The organism is Syntrophobacter fumaroxidans MPOB (assembly GCF_000014965.1).
GTDB classification, from domain to species: Bacteria; Desulfobacterota; Syntrophobacteria; order Syntrophobacterales; family Syntrophobacteraceae; genus Syntrophobacter; species Syntrophobacter fumaroxidans.
Genome location: NC_008554.1, coordinates 929,336 through 953,216, shown reverse-complemented (window position 1 = coordinate 953,216; position 23,881 = coordinate 929,336). Strand labels below are relative to the sequence as shown.

The window sequence follows — 23,881 nt, the reverse complement described above, 5'->3', positions numbered from 1 at the left end:
AGAACAAAACCTCGCCGACTGCCGCCATCCCGGCCATGCCATCCGCTGCGCTCCCTGGACGACCGCAGCGCTCGGGCTTGCGACCGGACTGGCCCGGCTTCCCGAAGGCCGGACCGTACACGATCGCCTCCTCCCCCCCCGGCCCACGCTTCGATTCGCAACATTGCAGCGCATTGTCGCCGGACGGACGAGAACATTCAATCACGGAGCGGAGCAACGGCAGGCACATCACGAATTCCCGGTCACAGGTGGTTGGATTCCCGGCGGGGGGTGAATCGGCTGGGGTGAACGGCTCAACATCATGCAAGGCGTCCCGCACGGTCAGGCCATCCGATTGTTCTCGGGCATGAGCGTGGGCATGGTGCCCACAATCGATCAGACAGGCGGCGTTCATCGGACTCAAGAAGAAAATCCATCCGTCGAGCGAGATCCGTCGTGCCGGACCGTACCGCTAGAATTCCACTTTCAGCATCGTCATCACCAGATTGTTGTGTCGTGTGTCCCCCTCGACCAGATCGAAATTATCCACTATCTCGAAGCCGTAGCGGGCGGTGACGCTGAAATGGGCGTTGATGTCGTAAGTGATGTCCACACCCCACTGGTTGATCGACTCCTGAACGGGGCTCAGCGTGATTCCCCTTTTCATGTAATCGTAGTCGAGCCCCACCAGCAGGTCCTTGTTCAGGTACCGGGTGATGCGTACGAAAAGATCCTCGGCGTCGCCAAACATATGATGGCCGATCATGAGGTCGTCATGCGCGTACCCCCCGATGAAAATGTTGTGACCGTACCAGACGCCGGGCGTCGGGCCCACGATGTGAGCATTTTTCGCCCATTCCACGCGCAGATCGGTCATGCCGTCATCCGTCAGTCGGGGCACATAGAGTCCCAGGGAATATCCCACGTCGTTGAACAAGCTTGTATACCAGGGGCCGCCGATACCGCCCGCATCCTCTCCGGCGTACTCGCCGTAGATCACCGAATTGCGAAGCCACGGCAGCCGGAGCCGGAAATCAAAAGAACCCAACTGGTTGATCTTGTTGTTGGCCGCGGTGACATTGCCCAGTCCGAACAATCCCAGCACATCACCGAAGTCGAGGCTCGGAATGCCCGGTCCTCCGAAAATGAAGGTCGAGCTCACACCTAATTCAAACAGCGGATGCGGTTTACAGTCGACCCGCCACCCGCCGAAACTGGAGGTCCCGACATAGACCGGCCTCTCGTCGATGGGGCCCGGCGCCAGGGGACGAACCCTGTAATCTTCAAGCCTCGATAAGAAAATGGTGTACTTGAAAGGTCCCAGGTAGCTGAAGTACCACGGAAGGAGCACCGGCTCGGGATTGGAGAGCTTGAGCATGTCAAACGGGGTGGCGTTGTTCGTCATGAGCAGTTCCCCATGCCGCCCCGGTCCCCACCACATGGAATCCCTGCCGAATTCCAGTTCGACGTTCCAGCGCGACAGCTTCCCGTAGCCTTTGAGCAGGTCGGCACTCACCGTTCCCGGTACATTGTCGTTGTGTCCCTCATTCTCCTGGACGAGAAAAATCGGCTCGATGGAACCCGCGAAGAAATCCCCTACCCCGAATGTGGAAGCGAACTGAACGGAGAAATTGTTGTACTTGCCGTAGACGACGCCCTCGTTGTTGTACACCAGGGGAGTGCCCTCGGTCACGTCCGCCTCGAAAACGCTGCCGGGATACCCGGTGTAGCGGCGCGGATCGCCGTCCGTATACACGTAGCGTATCTGCGCTTCTTCGATGGGCTTGAGGTAGCTGCTTCGAGCGCATTCGGTCCCGTAGACGTCGAGTTCGGGCTTGAATTCGCGCTGCAGCTTTTCCAGCAGATGCATGATGATGGGCGGCAGGGGCTTGCCGGAAGACTCCTTTGCCGTCAGAGCCTCCTTGATCAGACGGGCCGTTTCCTCCCGGCTGAAAGGACGCGTGCCGTGAAGGCTCGAATGGATCAACCCGAAAGCTTCAATTCGCTCGAGGGCCGGATACGACCAGTGGTCCACCGGCACGTTCGGCGAAGCCGCGGAGAACGCGGACGGGCACCATCCGGGACAGACCAGAATACACAGCACCATCAGCTGCGATACAGACTTCCTCAACCATGCACCAGTCCCGTCCAACATCCCCACCTCTCGATCCTCTCTAACTCCGGCCATATGCGAAGCCCGATTCGCGATCAACACCCGGGGCACAATCTCCGAGAGTTGCAGGTTGCCGGGTTCCTCCCGGTTTCACATGCCGGGACCCGGCTGAGCCGCTTTCACCTATTCCTTTGAACACACAGGAGGCTTTCCGGGCGGAAAGCCTCCTGTGTTCGTGCCAACGACGATTTTGCCGCGGATATTCCCGTCGGAAGAGAACCGGATGTCCCTGCATCCTCTTCCCGTCGCAAGATGTGGAGGCCAGGGCTAGTCGATCATCTTTTGAGCCTGAAGAAACGCGATCACGGCGTCCACGGAAGCATCGAGGGAATTCCGATCGGTCTCCACGATCAGCTCCGGGTTTTCGGGTTCTTCATAGGGGGCCGACAGACCGGTCATGTTGAGGATCTCGCCGGCCCGGGCCCTTTTGTACAATCCCTTGGGGTCTCGTTGTTCGCACACTTCGAGCGGGCATTTGACGTAGCACTCGTAGAACGGCCACTTCGACATCAATTCCCGCACGAATCGCCTGCTCTCGCTGTACGGCGCGATGAAAGCCGTGAACACCAGCAGACCGGCGTCGACCATCAACTTGGAGACTTCCGCGATGCGGCGGACGTTTTCCATCCGGTCCTCGGGGGTCAAACCCAAATCCTTGTTCAGCCCGTGCCGAATGTTGTCGCCATCGAGCACGTAGCTGCGCACCCCTATTTGAAAGAGTCGCGCTTCAACGGCATGCGCCAGGGTCGACTTGCCGCTCCCGGAAAGCCCGGTGAACCACAGCAGCCCGCTCCTGTGCCCATTCAGAATGTACCTGTCGGCACGACTCACGGAAGATTCAAAACGGTAAAAATTCACTTGGTTGAGCTCCTGTCTCGAACAAAAGAAAAACTCCGAACGAGTGCCTCTTATACCACAGCAAACCTTTCATGGGGCGCAAAAAAAGCTGCCTTGGGCCCGCCGCCTTTTCCCATGCGGTTCTTCATCCTTTCCGGGGCCCATGCGGGATGAACCTCGCAAGGCTCAACCCGTCCTTTTCGGATTTTACGGGCTTGGAATTCGACCGCCGGGACAGCCCCGTTGCAAATGGCTTCGAATTCAGCTAAACGTATATATCCAGGAGAAAACATGATCGTGGTCTGCCGTAACCGGGAACTCCGTCGGTCCGCGAGAGGATCATCGCGCCGTCAATTGCGAATCGGAGCGAAGCAAAAAGCGCGGTGCTCATCCGACGGGTTGCCCCACGAATGGACGCTTCCGGCGGAACCGCCGTCGACGTGCAACACGGCCTGTGCCCACCATGGGAAGGACGCGGGCGCGGGTTGTTCATCCGCTTTGGGTCGGCGCCTTGACTTGACGACAAGACACGCTTGGTCCCGGCCCGGCCGCCGACGCAGTCCGCATGCGGCTCTGTCCTCCGTTCGATCCGTAAACATGGAATTGGGGCAACGCATTCTGCGCCGCACGGGCAAACGGGTTTGGATTTCCACCCGGTCCCGTCCGCTTCGGACAGTGCCGCCGCCGGCATCCCATTCAGGCTTGCCTGCCGGTCTCGGTGAATCTCCCCCGTGCGCGCCCGAACGGATGCTTTCAGACGCCTCCGTCGAGGCGGCTTCCTCCAGGTCGAGCCGACACGCAGCGCCCACTGCGTGCTGCATTCGAGTGTGAGTTGACTTCGGATAACCCGTATGCTAAGAGACGGCGGGACTTTTTAACGAGGGGATTTTGCTTTGAACCATGATTCCAGAGAGACAGTCACTTTGGAGCAGGAATTCACAGTAGCAAATCGTTTGGGAATACACGCCCGGGTTGCCGCTCAAATCGTCAAGGTTGCAAGCCAGTTCGAAGCTGAGGTCTGGGTTTCCAAGTGCGATAACCACAAGGTCAACGGAAAGAGCATTCTCGATCTGATGACCCTCGTTTGTCCGCACGGAAGCAAGGTGCGAATATACGCCAGCGGTCCCGATGCCGGTCAAGCCATGAACGCTCTGGCGGCTCTCTTTCAAACGAAGTTCGGTGAGCTTTGATCGATGCCCCCGGTTTCATTCCGGCCGGGGCGCTCGTTCTGAATCCGCCGGACTCAGGGCCGAAAGGCTCATCGATGATTTTGCATTTGGGCTCTGAAGCCCTTCCCGCTGAATACTCGCACCCTGGGATGTCGACATGAATCGATCCTCGAGAATCATCCAGGGCATCGGGGTCTCTCCCGGAATCGCCATCGGCAAAGCGTTCCTCCTCGAACGGGGGCGTGTCCCCATTCCCAAGGACAAGGTGGAGGGGGAAGACGCCGTCGCCGAGGAATGCTTAAGGTTCGAGAAAGCCGTTTCAACGGCTGAAAGAGACCTCGAAGCCATAAGGAAAGGCATACATCGGGATTTCAAGGAACAGGCCCACGTTCTGGAAGTCCACCAGATGATCCTGCGGGATCGGCTCATCTATTCCGAAACCCTCCGCCTGATCCGCGAGGAATCGCTCAACGCCCAATGGGCGCTCATGCGTTGCCTCGCCAAGGCCAGGGACCTCTTCGACTCCCTGGGAGACGAATACATCCGCAGCCGCATCGTGGACATAGAAGCCGCGGGGGAACGCGTTCTGAGGATCCTTGCCGGGCAGGAACGCAACGTCCTTAACGATATCCGGGAACGGGTCATCGTCGTCGCGCACGATCTTTCGCCCGCCGATACCGCCCAACTCCAGATCGAACGCACCCTCGGCCTGGTCACCGAAATGGGCGGGCGCACCTCGCACACCTCCATCATCGCCAGGTCGCTCAACATGCCCGCCGTCGTGGCCGCCGAACAGGCCACCAAGTGGGTCCCCACGGGCGATATCGTCATCGTCGACGGCACATCGGGCAAGGTCATCGTCAACCCGACGGACGAGCAGATCAGTTTCTACTACGAACGGCAGCAGGAGCTCGACAACTATCTCCAGGAGATCAACCGCACCGCCCACCTGCCCGCCCGCACGATGGACGGCCACCTCGTGAAGGTGGAGGCCAACATCGAGCTGCTCGAGGAAGTGGTGGGCGCAAAGGACTTCGGAGCGGAAGGGATCGGGCTCTATCGCACCGAGTTCTTCTTCATGAACCGGGCGGACCTGCCCGACGAGGATACGCTTTTCAGGGAATATCGCGATCTCTCCGAGCTCATGGCGCCCCAGTGGGTCACCATGCGCACCCTCGACCTCGGCGCCGAGAAGCTGGCCACGTGGTATCCCAGGCTCGACGAGCCCAACCCGGCCCTGGGGCTTCGCTCAATCCGGCTCTGCCTCCACTACCGCGAAATCTTCAAGACCCAGCTCCGCGCGATCCTGCGGGCAAGCGCGGTCTGCAGGAACACGCGCCTCATGTTCCCCATGGTGTCCGGGCTCGGTGAGCTGATCGAGGCCAAGAGGATGCTTCAAGAAGTCCGCGAAGAACTGCAGCGCGAGAGGATCCCGTTCGACGAACGGATGCCGGTCGGGGTCATGATCGAAGTCCCGTCCGCCGTGGCGGTGGCGGATATGCTCGCGCCCGAGGTCGATTTTTTCAGCATCGGCACCAACGATCTCATCCAGTACAGCCTCGGCATCGACCGCGCCAACGAGCACGTCGCCTACCTGTATGAGCCGCTTCATCCCGCCGTGCTGCGGTTCATCAAGCACACGGTGGACGTCGGCCGCAAGGCCGGCATAGAGGTGGCCCTCTGCGGCGAAATGGCCGGAGAGCCGCTCTATGTTCCGATTCTGCTCGGTTTGAAAGTGAACACCTTCAGCATGAACCCCCAGTCCGTTCCCCGGGTCAAGAACCTGATCTGCCGCTCGTACATGAAGGAGTGCACCCGGTTCGTGAACAAGGTGCTTCGCATGGGCACCGCCGATGAAATCAACCGGGTCCTCGAAAAAGTGGTGACTCGGTACTTTCCCGAGGAATTCCGGGTATTCGATCCGAGCAACCTGGTTCCGGGCGGCATCGCCCCGTCATATCGGCGCAACAGGACCAGGACGGACCCCAACCACAGAAAGTAGACGCTCCGGCTTCGCCTATGACCAAGAACAAGCCCTCGACCGCTGAAAAGACCCGACTGATCTGCCAGAACAAGAAGGCATATCACGACTACGATATCCTGGAGAAATTCGAGGCGGGAATCGTCTTGCTGGGCACCGAGGTGAAGTCGCTGCGGGAAGGCAGGGCGAACCTCAAGGACAGTTACGCCCGGGTGAGGAAGGGGGAGGTTTTCCTCCAGGGGCTTCACATCAGTCCCTACACTCACGCCTCCTACAACAACCATGAACCCGAACGGGTTCGCAAGCTCCTGCTCCATGCCCACGAGATCAAGAGACTGACCGGCAAGACCCAGGAGCGGGGCCTCGCGCTGATTCCTTTGAAACTCTACTTCAGCAAGGGAAAAGTGAAGGTGGAGCTTGCCCTGGCACAGGGCAAGAAGCTCTACGACAAGAGGGAGAGCATCAAACGGAAAGAAGAGAACCGGGAGCTCGACCGCCTGAGAAAACGCCGCAGGCAGGAATGACAAGCACGTCCGCGGCACGGGTCGGGCGCTCCCCTGCCCGCTTGATTTCCTCAACCGCTTGCGACGCCACCCCCCGCGGCTGCACCGGAATGTCGGCCTCCCCCGTTGCCGTAACCCATCGAACGGATGTCCCATGAAATCACTGGTGCTCGAATCGCCCGGCGTTCTGAAACTCACCGATATGCAGGTTCCCGAACCGGAGCCGCACGAACGGCTGCTTCGGGTCACGCATTGCGCCGTGTGCCGCACCGATGCGAAAATGTGGAGCCAGGGACACCGCGACCTCAGGCTGCCCCGAATCCTCGGGCACGAGGTCTGCGTCGTTCCTTCCGATTCGTCGGGCCGCTTCGTGGTCTGGCCCGGAACGGCCTGCGGAACCTGCGAATACTGCCGCAAGGGGTTCGAGAACCTGTGCTCGGCCATGGAGATTCTCGGGTTCCACCGCCACGGAGGATTCGCCGAATACCTTGCGGCGCCTGCGGACAGCCTGGTTCCCGTCCCACCGGAGCTGCCGGGGGCAATCGCCTGCCTTGCGGAGCCCCTGGCCTGCACGTTGAACGCGCTCGACCGGGTGGGAGCCGCGCCGGGGGAGAGGCTCCTCATCTACGGGGCCGGGCCGGTCGGCCTGCTGATGGCGCTGGCCGCGCGCTCGAGGGGCGCCCTTCCCTTCCTGCATGAAATCAACGCCGAAAAGCTTGCCCGCAGCCATGATTTCAGAGGGCAGATCGGAGCGGAGCTCCATCGCGAGGACCGTCCCGGCGACTACGACGTCGCGGTGAACGCCGCCCCGGCGTGGGAGACCCTCGGCGCGGGCCTCCGGAATCTTGCGGCGGGCGGCCGTTTTTGCGTTTTCAGCGGGTTTCCCGCGGGAGATCCTGTACCGGCCGGGCTCATCAACGAAATCCATTACCGGCAACTGGTCGTTTCCGGCGCTTACGGCTGCACGCGGGACCAGATGCGGGAGGCGGTGGGCATCCTTTGCGCCTTTCGGGAAGCGGCACAGCGGCTGATTGAGGACACGATCGGGCTGCCGCGGGTGGCGGACGCCTTTTCTTCCATATTGTCCGGCATGGTTTTGAAGTTCGTGGTCGCACTGTAGAATGCGATTTTGTATCGGATTTCCTTGAAAACGCAAGGGGTCGATGCGCTCCGAGGCGGGCGGGCGCAGGCAGCAGCGTAAGAAGAGGATTCCCGGGTGAACCTGTTTTCATTCTTCGTGCGCGGTGCCTGCATCATTGGCGATTGTATTCAACGTGACGGCATCGGGCGGGAGAGCATGAAGCGCTTCACCACGATTGCCCCCGGGCGCCGCGGTTTGTGCCTCAGCGCCCCACCTCCCAATTGATCCCGAGCGCGTGTGATCCGGGAGGCTGTTTCCCAGGCGATTGGCCACTGTGCGGCAGCGAACGGGGAACGTTGGCGGCTCCGGCCGGATACGGTGTTCGGACCGGTGAGCGTTGCGTTTCGGGCGTTCCGGACCATCCGGGCGTTCAGGATATTTCTCGAACCAGGAATGAATGATGAGCGATGAATCTCGATTGCGCGAATTCGGCCGGATGATCTGTTCGGTCGCCGCGGGCAACCATCTCAGCCGGGAATCGGCCATGGAAGCCTACCGCCAGGTCATTCTCAACGAGCAGCCCGAGCTTCAACAGGGGGCGTTTCTCATGGCCCATATCGCGCGGGGGCCGTCCATCCCCGAGCTCTCGGGGGCATGGGACGCCCTCGACCGGTACGACACCGCCAAGATCCACACGCGCCTGACCGGCCCCGTGTGCGACATCGTGGGAACCGGGTCGGACGCCATGAAGACCGTCAACTGCTCGACGCCAGCGGCCCTCATCGCCGCCGCTGCAGGCCTTCCCGTCGCCAAGAAGGGAGCGCGGCTGGTGACCGGCGTGTCGGGCGCCTCCGACATCATGGAGATTTTCGGAATCGACCTGGGCGCGCCGCTGTCCAGGGCCGAGCAATGCCTGGAGCGCTACGGGATCTGCTACCTTCCCGGCGAGGCGTTCCTCGAATCCGGCTGGGCGCGGCTCATCCAGTCCATGCGGTTCACCTCCGCGTTCAACATCATCGGCCCGCTCACCCGTCCGTGCGAACAGAATAACTGCATCGTCATCGGCGCGTACGGCCCGACCGTCTGCAACCAGTTGATCGCCGTGCTCAGGGAAATCGGGATGCCCGCAGCCCTCGCCCCTTACGGCATGGTGGAAGGCGGAGATCCGAAACGGGGCATGGATGAATTTTCGACCGCGGGTCCGACGCGGGTGGTCGAATTGAAGAACGGCGAAATCGAGACCTATGAAGTCACCGCGGAGGATTTCGGCGCGATTACCGGGGATTTCGCCGCAATCGCAAGTCACGCGACCGCCCGCGATAACGCCCGGGCGATCCTGCGCGTCCTGGAAGGCGAATACGACACTCCGCTCGCCGATTTCTTCTGCGTGAACGCCGCAGCCGCCCTCTACGTGGCAGGGTTTGCCAAGGACTACAGGCAGGGGTTCCACACGGCAAAGGAAGCCCTGAGCTCGGGCAAGGCGCGGGAAAAACTCCGGCAACTCACGGAGATTCAAGGAAAAAGCTGAGACCGCCCCGCAATACGACAGCATTGGGCGGGGTCAAACCTACACTTTTCACATTTGCACCTAAATCGACCATCAGCGGTGCCGGCCCGGCGAAACTGCGCGGGGCTTAAAGAGCGGTACGGCACGGGGTGGTCTTGCGCACAAGCCCGGCGGGGCCTTATGCTCTCCCTTGCATACCGATTCGCGCTCAGAATTATACAACAACTGTAAGCCAACTGACTAGTGCACCCAGCTTAGAGCTTTAAATTATTCTTACCTAACACTTTTCAGCACTCAAACTAGCCTCTCTACTAATAACCCACAACGACTGCGAAACATTTTCGCTAATCCAAATGCTCCAATGGTGCTACTGCCAAGTATAATCTATACACTTGCGATTTTTCTCAATCATGGTACAATGACACTAATAATACTCAATCGCCAATAATAGCAATTATAAAATACTTTCATCGTTATTAAGATTAACCATTTACAGTTGTCTATTTCAAGTTTTTGTAGAGCATATTATTATTTCATGCATATATTGCAACTTATTTTACTTTAATGTTTTAAATACTAATTAAATTGGAGGACGACAATGAGCAAAACGACGCAAATAAGTATTTGGAGAAATAAATATATATTACTAATTATAAGTTGCATAACAATATACATACTATCTAAAAATGTTATACCAAAATATAGTAATGCCCTTAGTTCTATATATTTTGGAGTATCAATTACATCATTTGTATACTTCTCACTAACTATAGCGATATTTATAAGTATAGTACTAATTATTATTGAATTGAGCCATTTGTCCAAATATAGAATTGTAAATATTTTTATTTCCATTTTTAAATGGAGTTTGGCGACATTGATAATATCACCACTAATTGTGATTATTCTTAATATATGGATTATTCCAACAATAAAGATCTATCAAGACACCCCAAAGTACAAGAAACTTGCTTATTCGATGATTCTTCAGGCTCTTAAAACAGACCCAGATCTTGAAGTTAGAAAAAATGCCGTCTTGGGATTGCGGAAGATTGGTGACTTGGAATCTATTAACACTTTGTCTGAAGAGATGACTAAACAACCGGCACTTGCTGGTCTTATAGGTCAACGCATCTCCAAGCCCAAGCAGACAGAAAAAATCGATAAACATCGCTTGCTTGGCATATTAAAACAGATGGAAACTGACGATACATTATCTGTAATAGAATATAAACAAAAGATCCTCCGGGAAGCAAGTCAAACCCGACGTGTGCTGAGGAATTTGAAAGAAGTCTTTTCAGGATCAAGGTTAACTGATGCTGAGCGTACTATTGTTCAGGTATCTGGACTTTCAAATAGTATTAGCGAAGCAATAAATCAATTAAATCTTATTTCAAAAATATATTCCACCATTGAGTTAAACGATGATTTTCCAAAAACAATAACACACTTGAATTCAGTTATCAATGCATTTGACAAGACATATGGTGATGAATCCGCTATTGCACAGTCAAATTCGCTTCTTTCAGATCTAGGTTTATTAGTAAAAGTATGTAGAACGTCAGCAGAACAATTCGGTCAGTCACTTCAAAGAAAACCATCAAAACTAACGCAATATAAACATATAATTGTTATGTTAACTCGCATAGCCCCTGATGAATCATTAGAATTGTTTCGAAAGATAGTCAAAAACGACAAGGTCCCTGTTTCAATAAGAAAAGCGGTGACGCTTGCGATAGGAGATATTGGAAAACCTGAGGACTATCAACTGCTTACCGAATTATTTGATTCTCCACATTCAGATATCAGAATATCTGCCATTCAATCCATTTCATTTATGTTATACAGAGAAAGTCATCCAAAAGTCAATAACATGAGTGATTCGGAAGATGAGACAGAGTTTTATTTAGATTTTGAAAATGAAGAAGAAGATGAATAATGTATTATTTGTATTGATCATTTGGAGTTAAGTACTCTATTAACCTATATATTGGATTATCAGACTATTAAATACTTTTTAAAACACCAAGGATATACATATTTGTTGGCACCAACAAAACCGAGTTTTTAATGAATGGCACCATATTTTTTGCAGGTTTACAGCCGCAAAACGAGCGTTCTCTCTTAAGGAAAAGCCCGGCTTTCTCGCTTGTCCACTTTCCCTTGCCGGCCCAGTATAGACTTTATACGCTTCGCACAGCTTGGCCGGGCCGGTACCGCTTTGTTGGGTGGGCACACCCCCGTCGCACCGGCAGGGCACCCCTTCTCCTCTATTGTGCGGCGGCCTCGGGGCGCACCAACTCGATGACGGTCACCTCAGGGGGCGCGAGCAGGCGCATGGGCGGGCCCCAGGTCCCCGATCCGCGGCTCGTGTAGAGGGCCGAGCCTTTCTCCAACTGGTGGAAACCGTTTTGCAGGGGATGTGCTCGTCCGGTGATGTAGCGGAAGGGAAAGATCTGCCCCAGGTGCGTGTGCCCCGAGAGCTGCAGGTCGAAAAGCCCCAGGCTTTGCTCCAGCGGATCCGGGCGGTGTTTGAGAAGCAGGGTGAAAAGGCCGTTCCCGCCCACGGCAAGCAGTTTTGCTTCGTCGGGTGCGGCCCCCCCGATCACCGGGTCATCGACGCCGACGATGTTGATGGTGTTCCCGACGACCCTGGCCTCGCCTCTGAGCAGTTTGAACCCGTAGCGACCAGTGGTGGCGATGGATTCCTCGAGCCCCGCGTACATTTCATGATTGCCCGTCACGGCGAATTTCCCCAGCCTCGGGTTCAACGCCTGAAACTGCTCGGTCACCCCGTCGTGTTTGCCGGCGTTGCCGTCCACGAGATCCCCGGTGGACACCAGGAGATCGGGATTCTCCTCCCGCACCCGGTCCAGGATGAGGCGAACGCGCCCGCTCCCGACGATGAGCCCGATGTGCACGTCGGAGATCTGCGCGATCTTGAGCCGATCCACTCCCGGCGGCAGCTTCCCGGTGTGAACGACCACCCGTTCGACCCGCACGGATCGGGCTTCGAAGACCCCGTAGACGGACAGGACGAGCACGATGGAAAGGAGCCCCGCCGTGGTACCCTTGCCCGACAGGCGCGGGATGTGCGCGGGGAGCAGCAGTCCGAGACCCATCCCCGCCAGGTCCACGAGCATCACCGCAAGGAAGATGCAAAACGCGATGAAAACGAAGCCCATCCAGAAATAGCCGCTGCACGCGAAGACGCGGGCCGCCCCGTCGTAGCCGCTCCTTTCCAGGAGCCGCGTGCAGATCGGCGAAACGATCATCAGCAACAGGAAGCCGATGTACGGTCCCCGCCAGAGCCATTGATCGGGGAACAGAATCCGGGTCTTCACGTAGAACAGGGCGTTCATGCACGTGTAGATCGAAACGAACGTCAGCAGAAAGAAGAACATCGCGAAGAATCATCCCTGTCAAAGGGTAGGACCGTGGGTTCCCCGGCTCGGATTTCACTCGTCCGAATGCGCTCCGGCCAGGAAAGGGAATTCCATGATTCGCCCTTGTCGGCGGCGGCTTCGGCCCTGCGAGCGTCCGAATGCGCTTCGGCCAGGAAAAGAAACTACATGGCTGCAAAAGAGTGGAACCGGGGGGCTCGGTTCAGATTTCGCTGCCTGCGCCGGCGACCCTGAGCACCTCCTCAACGGTCGTCAGCCCGGCGCAAACCTTCTTGGCGCCCGCGATGGCCAGGGGGTACATCCCCTCCTTGATCGCCTGGGCTCGAATCTGGGAGATGTCCGCATCCGGCTTGATCAGCTGCAGCAGGGCTGGACTCATGGTGAAAATCTCGTAGATGCCCATACGCCCGCGGTAGCCGGTTTCGCGGCATTCCAGGCACCCCGCCGGCTGGTAGAAAGCGTTCGAGCGGGTCATCTTCCAGGGACTGATGAGCGCCTGCCAGAGATCCTCGTCGACGGCGCCTTCCTGCTTGCAGCTCGCGCAGAGCGTGCGCACCAGGCGCTGCGCCACCACGCCGAGCACCGTGGCGCGAATGAGGTAGTGCGGAACGCCGATGTCCATCAACCGGATGATGGCGGAAACCGCGTCGTTGGTATGGAGCGTCGAAAACACCAGGTGGCCCGTAAGGGCTGCCTGGACGGCCATTTCAGCGGTTTCGAGATCGCGGATCTCGCCCACCATGATGATGTCCGGATCCTGGCGCAGCAACGTTCGCAAACCGTTTGCAAAGTCCAGCCCGATGCCGTGATGGACCTGCATCTGGTTGAACCGGGGCTCAACCATTTCAATGGGCTCCTCGAGAGTGCACACGTTCACCTCGGGGCGCGCCAGGTGTTTCAGTGTGGAATACAGGGTCGTGGTCTTGCCCGATCCCGTCGGCCCCGTGACCAGGATGATTCCGTTGGGCCGGCTGACCATCCCTTTCCAGGCGCTGATTTCGCTCTTGCTCAACCCGAGGTCCTCGAAGCTCCGGATCGTAACCTCGGGATCGAAGATGCGCATCACCAGCTTTTCACCGAACACGGTGGGCATGGTGGACAACCGGAGCTCGATTTCTCCGCCGGCCGGCGATTTCGTCTTCAGACGGCCGTCCTGCGGCCTCCGCTTCTCCGCCAGGTCCATCCTCCCCAGCACCTTGATGCGGCTCGTCACCGCGCTCATGACCACGGTCGGCAACTGATACACCAGGTGGAGCACGCCATCGATGCGAAACCTGATGTCGCTGTTGTCCCGGCGGGGTTCCAGGTGTATGTCGCTGGCGCGCTGGTCGTATGCGTATTGCAGGAGCCAGTCCACGATGTTCACCACGTACCGGTCGTTGGCGTCCAGCTTCCCGGCGCGTCCCAGTTCCAGGAGCTGCTCCAGGTTCATCGTCCCGGCCAGCCGCGTCTGGTCGGCCATTCCGAAAGCCCGCTTCACCGATTCGTTGAGGGCGTAAAACTCCACGAGGTATCGGCTGACTTCAACCGGATTGGCGACCACCTTGACGATCTTGCGATGCAGGATCCGGTGCAACTCCTCTTCCCACTCGGTGACGAACGGCTCCGAAGTCGCGATCACCACCTGCTCGTCCGTGACCTCGATGGGGAGAATTTTGAACCGGGAGGCGTAAGCGTAGGACATGATGCCGGTGACGCTCGTGACGTCGATTTTGAGCGGGTCGATGCGCTGGTACGGGAGGTCCGCCGTCTTGGCCAGCCACGCGGTGAGTGTTTCCAAGGTGAGCAGTTCGTGGGGCGGCGATGCGCGGTTCAGCCTGCGATCGGCTATGATTTTTAAAGGATGGACTTCGGCTTTGTCCTTCGTCGGGGCCAGCCGCGGAATCCTCGCGGCATCCGCCTGCGCAACCATTCCGTCGGCGACGAGATCTTCGAGCAACTCGCCGAGATCGAGCCGGTGCGGGCCGTGATTCTTCATGATCGCATTCGTCAATGGCTTGTCCTCTTCAGCGGAACGCGGGCCAACGTCCCATGTAATTAGCCCATATCGGCGGGCATTTCAATTCCCTATCAAAATCGGGAAGACGGCGCCCGCACTTTAACAGCCCTCTTCCGACCGCGGGTTTGGATGCGGAGCGCTACAGTCTGGATGCGGAGCGCTTGACACGGCGCCCGGATAGCGCTACCATACCTACCGTTAGGTAGGGTCCGCCCGTTCACTCGACGTCGCGAAGGAAGGCCCATGAACCCCGACGCACGGAACATCCCCGGAGAACGCTTCCGCGCAAAGGCGCTCGAAGTGATTTCACCCGGTGCTCCCCCCCAGGAACAAAAAACGAAGATGCGCATCTTCCTCGCCGCCGCGCAGCTTTTTGCACAGCGAGGATACAACGGGACCGCGGTGCGGGAAATCGTCGAGCTCGCGGGGGTCACCAAACCCACTCTCTACTACTATTTCAAAAACAAAGAAGATGTCTACATCAAGCTGATGGATTCCGCGTTCGCGGTATTCTCGCAGGTCCTGGAGGAATCCGCGCGGCGACCGGGGTCCATGAGGCAGCGCCTGACGGCGCTTTTCACTTCCATATTCCAGCTGTTCGAGGAGTACGTCGACCTCGTGCGGCTCGTCAATTCCACCATCTACGGACCGCGCGGGGCCACCCCGGACTACGATCTCGATCCCGGAGACACCCAGATCATCGGCGTTTTCACCGATATTCTGCGGGCCGGAGAGGCGGAAGGCGAACTGGCTCCGCAAGACCGCCACATGATCCTCGTCCTCCTGCTCGGCCTCTTTCGCAGCATGCAGTTGCCCCTCCTGGTCGAACCCGCCCACGCCGTCTTTTCTCAAATGGACATTCCCCGACTCATCGACCTCGTTTTCGACGGTGCCCGCCATTCCATCCACGGGGAGGCCGCCCGCACATGAAGAAACCCGTTTTTATCATTGCAGGTGCCGTCGTTCTCCTGGCCTTTACCGTTCTGATTGTCGCAACGAAAAAGGGGCGGCAGGTCCAGGCCAACCACGCCCATGTCGTCGCGGTTGAGCTCGTCAACCCGGCCAGGAGCACCCTGAAAAGCGTTGTGGAAGTGTTCGGAAGCCTCTCGCCCAAGACGGCCACCGAGGTGAAAAGCGAGCAGCCGGGGCGCATCTTGAAAGTCCAGGTGAAGGAATGGGACCGGGTCAACCCGGACGACGTGCTCCTTGAGCTCGACCCCACCGATTTCAAGCTCGTCGTGAACAAGGACGAGGCCGGGTTGAAAATGGCGCGCGCTCAACTCCTCCAGGCCAAGGTCGACCTGGACCGTGCCCGGCGCGAGCTCAACCGGGCACAGAAGCTCAAGGACGGCGGGCTCGTCACCGGGCAGGAGCTGGATGAGCGGCGGACCGCCATGGAATCCGCGGCTGCGCGGGTGGCGCTGGCGGAAGCCCAGGTGGGACAGTCCGAGAGCCAATTGGCCGAATCACGTCACAACCTAGCCAAGACGATTGTCCGGGCCCCCATCCAAGGCACGGTCTATCAGCGCAAGGTCGACGTCGGGGACTGGGTGGACAAGGGGACGCCGTTGTTCTCCATCGTGGACAATCGCGTGCTCGATTTTACGGCCAACGTGCCCGCCGTCGATCTCGCACGCGTGAGGGAGGGACAGTTGCTGACCTTTCTCGTGGACGGGCTGCCGAACCGCGTCTTCGAAGGCAAGATCAAGCGCATCAACCCCATGGTGAACAATTCCGATCGTTCGGGAAGGGTCCAGGCGGAGGTGCAAAACGGCGACGAGGTTTTGAAGGGCGGGGTTTATGCCCGAGGGCAGGTCCTCGTCGCGGAGTATTCCGATGTGCTCACTCTGCCCAAGGCGTGCCTGATCGGCTGGGACATGGACAAGGAAACAGCCAGGGTTTTCCTCGTGGACGACGCCGCAACCGCCCGTTCGAGGTCCGTCACGACCGGGCTTGTCAGTGACGACCTGGTGGAGGTGCGCTCCGGCGTGAATGTATCGGACCGGGTTGTCGTCAGGGGAGGCTTCAATCTCCGCGAGGGGGACAAGGTGCGTGAGACGACCCCCGGGGAGGCCCGCAGCTGATGTTCCTCTCGGAGCTTTCCATCCGCAGGCCGGTATTCGCCACGGTCATGATGCTCGCCCTGGTGATCCTGGGAATCTTTTCCTACCGGCATCTGAACATCGACATGTATCCCGACGTGGAAATCCCCGTGCTGACCATCACCACCGTCTACGAGGGAGCCCCCCCGGAATCGGTCGAACGCGAGATCACCCGCAGAATCGAAGAGGCGGTCAATCCCATCCAGGGCGTGAAGCACATCTCCTCGACCTCCCAGGAAGGGATATCGAGCATCGTCATCGAATTCACCCTGGAGACCAGGATCAATGACGCCGCGCAGGAAGCCCGCGCGAAGGTGAGCGCCATCCGCGGGGATCTCCCGAAGGAGTCCGACGAATCCGTCATTCAAAAGCTGGACTTTTCCGCCGCTCCCGTGGTCTCGCTGGCCGTGCGCTCGGCGGTGCTCGATGCGAAGGCGCTCACCACGCTCGTCGACAAGCGCGTGAAACGGCGCATCGAGAACGTGGCGGGAGTGGGCCGGGTTGACCTGGTGGGGGATTCCAAGCGTGAAGTGAATGTGTGGCTGGACCCCACGCGTCTTGAAGCCCTGGGGCTCGGAGTCAATGAGGTCATCAGCGGCCTCGGGCACGAGAACGTCGACACGCCCCTGGGACGCCTCAACCGCGAGGGCGTTGAGATGCCCGTGCGGGTCTCGGGCAAACCGGCCGAGGTGTCGGGATATCCGGACATGGTGGTTGCCTGGAGGGACGGTCGTCCCATACGGTTGAAGGAAATCGCCCGGGTCCGGGACGGCGTCGAGGAACCCCGGTCGCTTGCGCTGGTCGATGGTGTCCCGTCGGTTGCGCTCGACGTTCTCAAGCAGTCCGGAGCCAACACGGTTGCGGTGGCCGACGGAGTCAAACGCATCGTCGGCGTTCTGGCTCCCGAGCTGCCCCAGGGCGTCGAGATCCAGGTGGTCAGGGATTCCTCCAAGTTCATCAGGGATTCCGTCGAGGACGTGGAGACCACGATCCTGCTCGGGGGACTGCTCACCATCCTGATCGTGTTCTGCTTTCTCAACTCGTGGCGCTCCACCGTGATCACCGGTCTCACCCTGCCGATAAGCGTCATCAGTTCCTTTATTGTCATGAACGCCCTCGGCTTCACCCTCAATGTGCTGACCCTCATGGGTCTGTCGCTTGCCATCGGCCTGCTCATCGACGACGCCATCGTCGTGCGCGAAAACATCGTGCGCCACCTGCAGCAGGGCAAGGACCATGTGCGGGCATCGCTGGAAGGCACGGCGGAGATAGGCCTTGCGGTCATGGCCACGACCTTCACGATCGTGGCCGTCTTCGTTCCCGTTGCCTTCATGCGGGGCATCGTCGGAAAATTCTTCTACCAGTTCGGGATCACCGTAACGTTCGCGGTGTTGTTGTCGCTGTTCGTGTCGTTCACGCTCGATCCCATGCTTTCCTCGCGCTGGGTCGATCCCGACGTGGAAGGCGGTGCCGGCACAGGTCGAAATTTCATCTACCGGGCTCTCGTCCGTTTCAATGAGCTTTTCGAACGCGTCGCGAGTTTCTACCGCCTTGTGATCTCCTGGTCCCTGGACCATCGGAAAACCGTTCTGGGAATAGGCGGCGCCGCATTTTTCAGCGCCGTCTCCCTCTCCCCTCTCCTCGGCAGTTCCTTCTTTCCCGTTTACGACCACGCGGAGTTTCAAATCAACTTCACGTGCTCGCCCGACGCCGGACTGGACGAAAGCCGGGGCAGAACGTACGCCATACTCAATGCGTTGCGCGGGGTCCCCGGCATCGAATTGACCTATGCGACGGTGGGCGCCGGGGAAACCGGAACGGTGCGGGAGGGGGCCGTGTACGTGAAGCTCAAGGATCGCCGCGACCGCGAGTACGACCAGGCTGAATTGGAAAGCATGGTGAGGGAGCGCCTGGCGAGGATAGCGGGTATCATTCCCGGAATCGTCTATGCCGACAGCATGCACGGGGGCGCCCCCATCAACATGAATCTCAAGGGCGACGACATCGGCACCCTGAAGTCCCTGTCCGAGGGATTGAAGAAGCTGATGACGCAGGTGCCCGGAGTGGTGGACGTGACGTCGAGCCTCGACGAGGACAAGACCGAAGTGCGCTTGCAGGTGGATCGTGCCAAGGCGGTGGACGTCGGCCTGTCAACCCTTCAAGTGGTCGAGACGCTCGGCCCCCTGGTGGGAGGCAAGGTCGCCGGCACCTACGAGGATCCGGACGGCGACTCCTACGATGTGCGCCTGCGGCTCCCCGACGATTACCGTCGAAACCCTTCCCAGGTCGGCCGGTTGACGCTCCTTTCCGTCAAGGAAGACGGGACGCGGACGTTGGTGCCGCTGGGCGATATCGCCCAGTTCAACCTGGACATTTCGCCCGCGCGGATTCAGCGGCTCGATTTGCGGCGACAGGTCACGCTGTCGGCCAACAACGCGGGGGTCCCCCTGGGCGACGCCATCGACGCCATCCGGAACAAGGTCGAAGCGGTGGGGCTGCCGCCCGGTTACGTGATTTCGTGGAGCGGCGAGGCCGAAGACATGGCGGAGACGTTCCAGTACATTTTCGAAGCGCTGGCCCTCGCCGTCATCCTCATCTACCTTATCCTGGCGGCCCAGTTCGAAAGCTTCATCGCACCGCTTTCGATCATGATCTCCCTTCCGCTGTCCCTGGTCGGCGTTGTCGTCATACTCTTTTTCACCAACGACACCCTCAACATCATGTCGCTCATCGGGCTGATCATGCTCATGGGTCTGGTGACCAAGAACGCGATTCTCCTGGTGGACTATTCGAGAGTGTTGAGAAAAACGGGGATGGACCGCCGGACGTCGCTCATCGAGGCGGGGCGCACGCGCTTGAGACCCATCATCATGACGACCCTGGCCATGATTTTCGGAATGCTTCCCCTCGCCCTGGCCCTCGGTCCCGGCGCGGAAATGCGAGCACCCATGGCAAGGGCGGTCATCGGCGGTCTGATCACCTCCACCCTGCTCACGCTCATTCTCGTGCCCGTGGTCTATACCGTTCTGGATGACGTCATGCTCGCCCTCGGGAGGAGGTTCCGGAGAAAAGCCCCCGAGCACGGCGCCGTCGCGGGATGAGCGCCGGAAACGCTTGCCTGCCGGAGCTCGGTCGCCTGCCGGCGGAGCCCCGAAACCCGGCGAGGAGTCGACTATGAGAACACCATACCGGAGTTCCCGCCGATGCCGCACGCATTGATCCTGTTGCTGACGCTGCCGGTTTTCGTCGCCTTCACGATTCAGCCCTGCAGCGCCGATTCCGAGACCGCGCCGAGAGAAATCACCCTGAAGGAATGTCTCGAGCGAACGCTGGCCTACAGCCGTGACGTGCTCATCGCCAACGAGGGCCGCAACATGTCCAGGGGGCGATACATCGAGGAGCGCTCCGCCGCGCTTCCCCAGTTCCGCGCAGACGCTCATGTTGCGCGGGCGCACAACGATCAGTATCCACTTCAGGGCTTCCCGGTTGAGCTCACCGAGTACGCGGGCAACGTCAAGCTCACCCAGGCCCTTTTCACGTGGGGACAGATCGGTGCGGCCATAAAAGCCGCCGGGTACGACAAGACATCCGCCGAGCACCAGTTGCGCGAAGCAAAGCAACTCGCGCTTCGGGAAGCCGCCACCAGTTTCTACGACCTTCTGCTGACCCTGGAACTGGCCAAGGTGGCCCGGGACAACGTCGCACAAAAGCAAAGACACCTGGATGAGACGCAACGGCGCCACCAGATGGAAGTCGCCACGGATTACGACGTGCTGTCGGCGAGCGTGGCCCTTGCCAATGCTCAGCCCGCCCTGGCACAGGCCGAGAACGACATCCGCCTCGCCGGAGACCGGGTCGGGTATTACATGGGAATCCGCGAAGACTTCAAGGTGAGCGGGAGCCTCATTTGCCGGACGCGGCGCCCCGAAACGCTCGAAGTCGTTCTCGAGAGGGCCAGGACGAATCGCCCCGAAGTCGCTTATTATGAGAGCAGGGTCGGTGTTTTCAAGGAGCTTCTCAGGGTCGCCAAGGCCGGGGACAAGCCGCGTCTCGATTTTCAGACCAACCTGGGCTGGAGCAGCTACGACACGATCACGGACCAGCTTCCCGGGCAGCATTGGGACGCGGGCATATACCTGTCGTTTCCGATTTTCGACGGGTTCCTGACCAAGGGCAAGGTGATTCAGGCCAAGAGCCGCCTGGCCACCACCGATTTCGAAATGAAGAAACTCCTGGACAACATCGCTCTCGAAGCCCGGAGCGCCATCAACCGGGTGGATGAATCGATCCGGGTGATCGAGGCGCTCGAGGCCACGACCACCCAGGCCGAACGTTTGCTCCACATGGCCGAGCTCGGATACAAGAACGGCGTGAAAACGAAACTCGAAGTGGACGACGCCGAGTCCAATCTGCTTGCGGCTCGAATCAACCTGGTGAAAGCTCAGCGCGACTATGTCGTCGCCCAGACCCGGCTGCTCTGGATCATGGGAGAAGATCTGCAAACCGCTCTGACCACCTCCGATTTCCTGCCCGCATGTCGGTAGGCACGGCCGCCAGCCTCCTCCTTCCCCAAACGAAAGCCGATACGCGTCAACTTCGCATGCGACCGTGCTTCAAACACGTCTGCGGCCATACATTACGCTTGCCAAACGCAGTCCCGCCGAATAAAACACCCCTCATCGAACCCACAGCCTCCGGCTCGACTTGAGGGCGCCGAACCGCGGGCCGTAACCACGGGCTCGAAATCACCCCTGCCGGGTTTTCCCGGTATTTTTTTGGAGTTGCGCGATGAGTCTTATCGCCGGAATCATAGCGGGAATATTTGGCGGTCTGGTCGGATTGGGCGGAGGAGTCATCATGATTCCGATCATGGTGGATTTTCTGAAAGCCGGCCAGCACGAGGCGCACGGCACCAGCCTGGTCGCGATCATCTTCGCGGGCCTGGCGGGAGCGTTGACCTACCAGCTTCACGGGTCGGTCGATTGGGCCGCCTCGGTGCTCCTGGCCGCCACCGCAATGATCACCGCTCAATACGGGGCGCGATTCGCCGGAGTGCTCCCGGAATGGAAATTGAAAAAATCCTTCGGAGCCTTTCTGCTGTTCGTTTCCGCGCTCATGCTCGTGAAACCCTACCTGCCCCATTTCGCTCCCGACGCTTTTTCGCGATGGTCGCAGGTCCTGATCCTGCTCTCCACGGGGACCTTTACCGGGTTTCTGTCCGGCATGATGGGAATTGGCGGCGGAACCGTCATGGTGCCCGCCATGGTGCTGCTTCTGGGATTCAGTCAGCAGACGGCCCAGGGCAGCTCGCTCCTCGCCATGGTGCCCGCGGGGGCTGCCGGAGCCTTCACGCACCAGCGCCTCGGAAACGTCAGGGCCGCGCTCCTCACCGGCCTGGTTCCCGGAATTCTGGTCGGTACCTATGTCGGGGGCAGTATTGCGAATATGCTTCCGGAAATGCAATTGCGGCTGATTTTTGCCGCCGTGATCGTCTTCACCGGGGTTCGTTACCTGAGGACACCCACTCCGCCGTCGACCGAATCCCCGGCCACGAAGCAAGCGGATGCCTGAAACCTGCCGTTACCCTGCATGGGGATCGCGCGTGGGCGCCTGGGTGAAAATGTTTCCGCCGGGCGGGTCTTCATGGCTCGTCTCGAGCCCCCGGTTCATGGAGTTTTGTGAAAAGTGTAGGTTTGACCCCAAGTTTCGAGCTCGCGGTATGAAGTTTCTCCGAGGAAGTCTTTGAGCCTGGCCGCCTGCTTGCATCGGCCGCGGAATTCCTGCCAGAAGGCCCCGATCTCCGGAAAGTTGCCGTCGGTGCCGAACACCAGGGGCTGTGCATCCACGCAGTCCGCGTATCCCTTCATCATGCTGCACCCCGAGGCATCCATGGCGAGCATGTAGAGGACGTCGGCCAGGGTGAGCGTTCCCTCCCCGGGTCCGATGGAAAGGTAGACGTCAAGCTTCCTTCCGGGACGATAGAGCCGGCACTGATAGTGTTCCACCCCTTCGATCGCATCGACGTTCCCGATGATCGGGTTCGATTCCACCCTCGCCATCTCCATGGAGAGGTTGTTCTTTGCAATGAGGCTTTCAAAAGAGCGCATCCCCGTCACCTCCTTCAAAAGTCGGCACCTGCCCCTCACCCTGGAAAACCGGGAAGCGGAACATCCAAACGTCGCCTGCGGGCACATGGGAACCGGGAGCGATTTCAGAGGAAGACCAGAGGGGAAATTCCATCGACCAGGTCATTCGCTCCCGTACTCGAACCGATCCGTCAGGATACAGATACGACGGAACGCCACGAAAGATAAATACGGTGAACAGAGTATTTGTTTTCTCCGAACATGTATTTTCCCCCTAGTGTATCCGGGAGAATACGCGCTCCGAAAACCCTCTCGACCGTGTGAGGACAGTGTCCACAAAGAGCGCAGGTATTTGTGAAGCAATGGTTATCATTGTGTTTTCGATTATCCCGGGATTCCGGGAGGGTCGGCTGTTCAGTTTCTTCCCGTCCGACACCGGCTGCGGTATTTTTCAATTGGACGCGAGACGCGAATGGGGTTATCAGTACTCTCACAGGTGGAACGAGGCAGTGATCCCGTCAGCAACCTTCCCGTTCGTTTTTCCGGGAAACGTCGTGCCGGAGAATGAAATGGCCGTGGAAAGCAAGCTCATACCGATTCTGAGAGAGGGCGTGGACCTCGTCAAGATGATCCTTTTTCGGAGACTCAGGCTTCACCTGGCGAACGCCTACCCGGAACAGGACGCTTCTTACGTCAACCGAATGGCCGGTGCCGTCATCAACGACCTTTTCGGCGATTCCCCGCCGGCCGAACCGTTTGCCGGCTTCGCGCGGGACCACGCCGAGGCCATCGACAGGGAGGTGCGGCGCATTGCCGTGTCCATGAGCGACATGCTCATCCCGCTGACGGATGCCCTGCGCATCCAGTTCCTGTGCGATTACCAGGAAGGCGTCGACAGTACGCCGGTCCTCGCCCGCGCCAATGAGCTCGGCATTCTGCTGAGCGACCGCGAGGTGCCCTTGCCGGCCCGCTTCATCAGCATGGTGCGAAAACTGGGCAGCTCGCTCCAACTCGTGCGGAAGACATGAGAGGAGATTTGCGGCACAGCAGCTCCCGGCCC

At 59.0% G+C, this 23,881-nt stretch carries 17 protein-coding genes; 12 read left to right on the top strand and 5 right to left on the bottom strand.

Going from position 1 to position 23,881, the window contains the following annotated elements; genetic code table 11:
* Positions 1-451 precede the first annotated feature (451 nt).
* Together SFUM_RS04030 and cysC are read right to left on the bottom strand one after the other, a co-directional pair.
* Positions 452-2,110 carry a capsule assembly Wzi family protein gene (locus SFUM_RS04030; RefSeq protein ID WP_167321313.1) on the bottom strand — a complete coding sequence of 553 codons (1,659 nt, stop codon included), beginning with the start codon at positions 2,108-2,110 and terminating at the stop codon, positions 452-454.
* A gap of 309 nt (positions 2,111-2,419) precedes the next feature.
* Positions 2,420-3,010 carry an adenylyl-sulfate kinase gene (gene cysC, locus SFUM_RS04025; protein WP_011697645.1) on the bottom strand — a complete coding sequence of 197 codons (591 nt, stop codon included), beginning with the start codon at positions 3,008-3,010 and terminating at the stop codon, positions 2,420-2,422.
* Positions 3,011-3,882: 872 nt separating this feature from the next.
* On the opposite strand from cysC, the gene SFUM_RS04020 reads away from it, so the two are divergent.
* The 6 genes from SFUM_RS04020 to SFUM_RS22330 all read left to right on the top strand — a co-directional run bounded on the left by SFUM_RS04020 (position 3,883) and on the right by SFUM_RS22330 (position 11,169).
* A complete protein-coding gene (locus tag SFUM_RS04020; RefSeq protein ID WP_011697644.1) occupies positions 3,883-4,179 on the top strand; it encodes an HPr family phosphocarrier protein in 297 nt (98 codons plus the stop codon).
* 136 nt (positions 4,180-4,315) lie between these two features.
* Positions 4,316-6,160 carry a phosphoenolpyruvate--protein phosphotransferase gene (gene ptsP / locus SFUM_RS04015; protein ID WP_011697643.1) on the top strand — a complete coding sequence of 615 codons (1,845 nt, stop codon included), beginning with the start codon at positions 4,316-4,318 and terminating at the stop codon, positions 6,158-6,160.
* A 17-nt stretch (positions 6,161-6,177) separates the two neighbouring features.
* Complete coding sequence (smpB, locus tag SFUM_RS04010) at positions 6,178-6,663, top strand: SsrA-binding protein SmpB (RefSeq protein ID WP_011697642.1); 486 nt, start codon at positions 6,178-6,180, stop codon at positions 6,661-6,663.
* Positions 6,664-6,796: 133 nt separating this feature from the next.
* Positions 6,797-7,762 (top strand): zinc-dependent alcohol dehydrogenase, encoded by a 966-nt coding sequence (locus SFUM_RS04005; RefSeq protein WP_011697641.1) that lies wholly within the window; start codon positions 6,797-6,799, stop codon positions 7,760-7,762.
* Between the two features lie 421 nt (positions 7,763-8,183).
* The gene (gene trpD / locus SFUM_RS04000; protein WP_041439790.1) at positions 8,184-9,251 is read left to right on the top strand and encodes an anthranilate phosphoribosyltransferase; all 1,068 of its coding nucleotides are present in this window, start codon (positions 8,184-8,186) and stop codon (positions 9,249-9,251) included.
* A gap of 577 nt (positions 9,252-9,828) precedes the next feature.
* Positions 9,829-11,169, top strand: coding sequence for a HEAT repeat domain-containing protein (locus SFUM_RS22330; protein ID WP_011697639.1), 1,341 nt, complete (start codon positions 9,829-9,831; stop codon positions 11,167-11,169).
* Between the two features lie 331 nt (positions 11,170-11,500).
* On the opposite strand, the gene SFUM_RS03995 is transcribed toward SFUM_RS22330, so the two are convergent.
* Positions 11,501-12,634, bottom strand: a complete 1,134-nt coding sequence (locus tag SFUM_RS03995) for a metallophosphoesterase (protein WP_011697638.1) — start codon at positions 12,632-12,634, stop codon at positions 11,501-11,503.
* Positions 12,635-12,836: 202 nt separating this feature from the next.
* Positions 12,837-14,612, bottom strand: a complete 1,776-nt coding sequence (gene tfpB, locus SFUM_RS03990; protein ID WP_041441658.1) for a type IV pilus assembly ATPase TfpB — start codon at positions 14,610-14,612, stop codon at positions 12,837-12,839.
* 264 nt (positions 14,613-14,876) lie between these two features.
* On the opposite strand from tfpB, the gene SFUM_RS21365 reads away from it, so the two are divergent.
* The 5 genes from SFUM_RS21365 (at position 14,877) to SFUM_RS03965 (ending at position 22,306) form a co-directional block, all read left to right on the top strand.
* The gene (locus tag SFUM_RS21365) at positions 14,877-15,563 is read left to right on the top strand and encodes a TetR/AcrR family transcriptional regulator (protein WP_011697636.1); all 687 of its coding nucleotides are present in this window, start codon (positions 14,877-14,879) and stop codon (positions 15,561-15,563) included.
* The gene (locus SFUM_RS03980; RefSeq protein ID WP_011697635.1) at positions 15,560-16,717 is read left to right on the top strand and encodes an efflux RND transporter periplasmic adaptor subunit; all 1,158 of its coding nucleotides are present in this window, start codon (positions 15,560-15,562) and stop codon (positions 16,715-16,717) included. The genes SFUM_RS21365 and SFUM_RS03980 overlap by 4 nt, the downstream gene beginning before the upstream one ends.
* Positions 16,717-19,836: an efflux RND transporter permease subunit gene (locus tag SFUM_RS03975; protein ID WP_011697634.1), complete on the top strand. Its 3,120-nt coding sequence runs from the start codon at positions 16,717-16,719 to the stop codon at positions 19,834-19,836. The genes SFUM_RS03980 and SFUM_RS03975 overlap by 1 nt, the downstream gene beginning before the upstream one ends.
* A 102-nt stretch (positions 19,837-19,938) precedes the next feature.
* Complete coding sequence (locus SFUM_RS03970; RefSeq protein ID WP_011697633.1) at positions 19,939-21,279, top strand: TolC family protein; 1,341 nt, start codon at positions 19,939-19,941, stop codon at positions 21,277-21,279.
* 244 nt (positions 21,280-21,523) lie between these two features.
* On the top strand, positions 21,524-22,306 hold the full coding sequence (locus SFUM_RS03965; protein WP_011697632.1) for a sulfite exporter TauE/SafE family protein: 783 nt from the start codon (positions 21,524-21,526) through the stop codon (positions 22,304-22,306).
* 95 nt (positions 22,307-22,401) lie between these two features.
* Here the strand turns inward: SFUM_RS03965 and SFUM_RS03960 are convergent, their stop codons facing one another.
* Positions 22,402-22,842, bottom strand: a complete 441-nt coding sequence (locus tag SFUM_RS03960) for a hypothetical protein (protein ID WP_011697631.1) — start codon at positions 22,840-22,842, stop codon at positions 22,402-22,404.
* A 533-nt stretch (positions 22,843-23,375) separates the two neighbouring features.
* Here SFUM_RS03960 and SFUM_RS03955 point away from each other — a divergent pair.
* Entirely contained in the window at positions 23,376-23,849 is a 474-nt protein-coding gene (locus tag SFUM_RS03955; protein WP_150109423.1) for a hypothetical protein, read from the top strand.
* The last annotated feature ends 32 nt before the right edge of the window (positions 23,850-23,881 follow it).

Bases quoted from the DNA above. Each gene is read 5' to 3' on its own strand.
- SFUM_RS21365 (WP_011697636.1), top strand. From the start codon at position 14,877: ATGAACCCCGACGCACGGAACATCCCCGGAGAACGCTTCCGCGCAAAG.
- smpB (WP_011697642.1), top strand. From the start codon at position 6,178: ATGACCAAGAACAAGCCCTCGACCGCTGAAAAGACCCGACTGATCTGC.
- SFUM_RS03965 (WP_011697632.1), top strand. From the start codon at position 21,524: ATGAGTCTTATCGCCGGAATCATAGCGGGAATATTTGGCGGTCTGGTC.
- ptsP (WP_011697643.1), top strand. From the start codon at position 4,316: ATGAATCGATCCTCGAGAATCATCCAGGGCATCGGGGTCTCTCCCGGA.
- tfpB (WP_041441658.1), bottom strand. From the start codon at position 14,612: ATGAAGAATCACGGCCCGCACCGGCTCGATCTCGGCGAGTTGCTCGAA.
- SFUM_RS03995 (WP_011697638.1), bottom strand. From the start codon at position 12,634: ATGTTCTTCTTTCTGCTGACGTTCGTTTCGATCTACACGTGCATGAAC.
- SFUM_RS04005 (WP_011697641.1), top strand. From the start codon at position 6,797: ATGAAATCACTGGTGCTCGAATCGCCCGGCGTTCTGAAACTCACCGAT.
- SFUM_RS22330 (WP_011697639.1), top strand. From the start codon at position 9,829: ATGAGCAAAACGACGCAAATAAGTATTTGGAGAAATAAATATATATTA.
- SFUM_RS03970 (WP_011697633.1), top strand. From the start codon at position 19,939: ATGCCGCACGCATTGATCCTGTTGCTGACGCTGCCGGTTTTCGTCGCC.
- SFUM_RS03960 (WP_011697631.1), bottom strand. From the start codon at position 22,842: ATGCGCTCTTTTGAAAGCCTCATTGCAAAGAACAACCTCTCCATGGAG.
- SFUM_RS03975 (WP_011697634.1), top strand. From the start codon at position 16,717: ATGTTCCTCTCGGAGCTTTCCATCCGCAGGCCGGTATTCGCCACGGTC.
- trpD (WP_041439790.1), top strand. From the start codon at position 8,184: ATGAGCGATGAATCTCGATTGCGCGAATTCGGCCGGATGATCTGTTCG.
- SFUM_RS03980 (WP_011697635.1), top strand. From the start codon at position 15,560: ATGAAGAAACCCGTTTTTATCATTGCAGGTGCCGTCGTTCTCCTGGCC.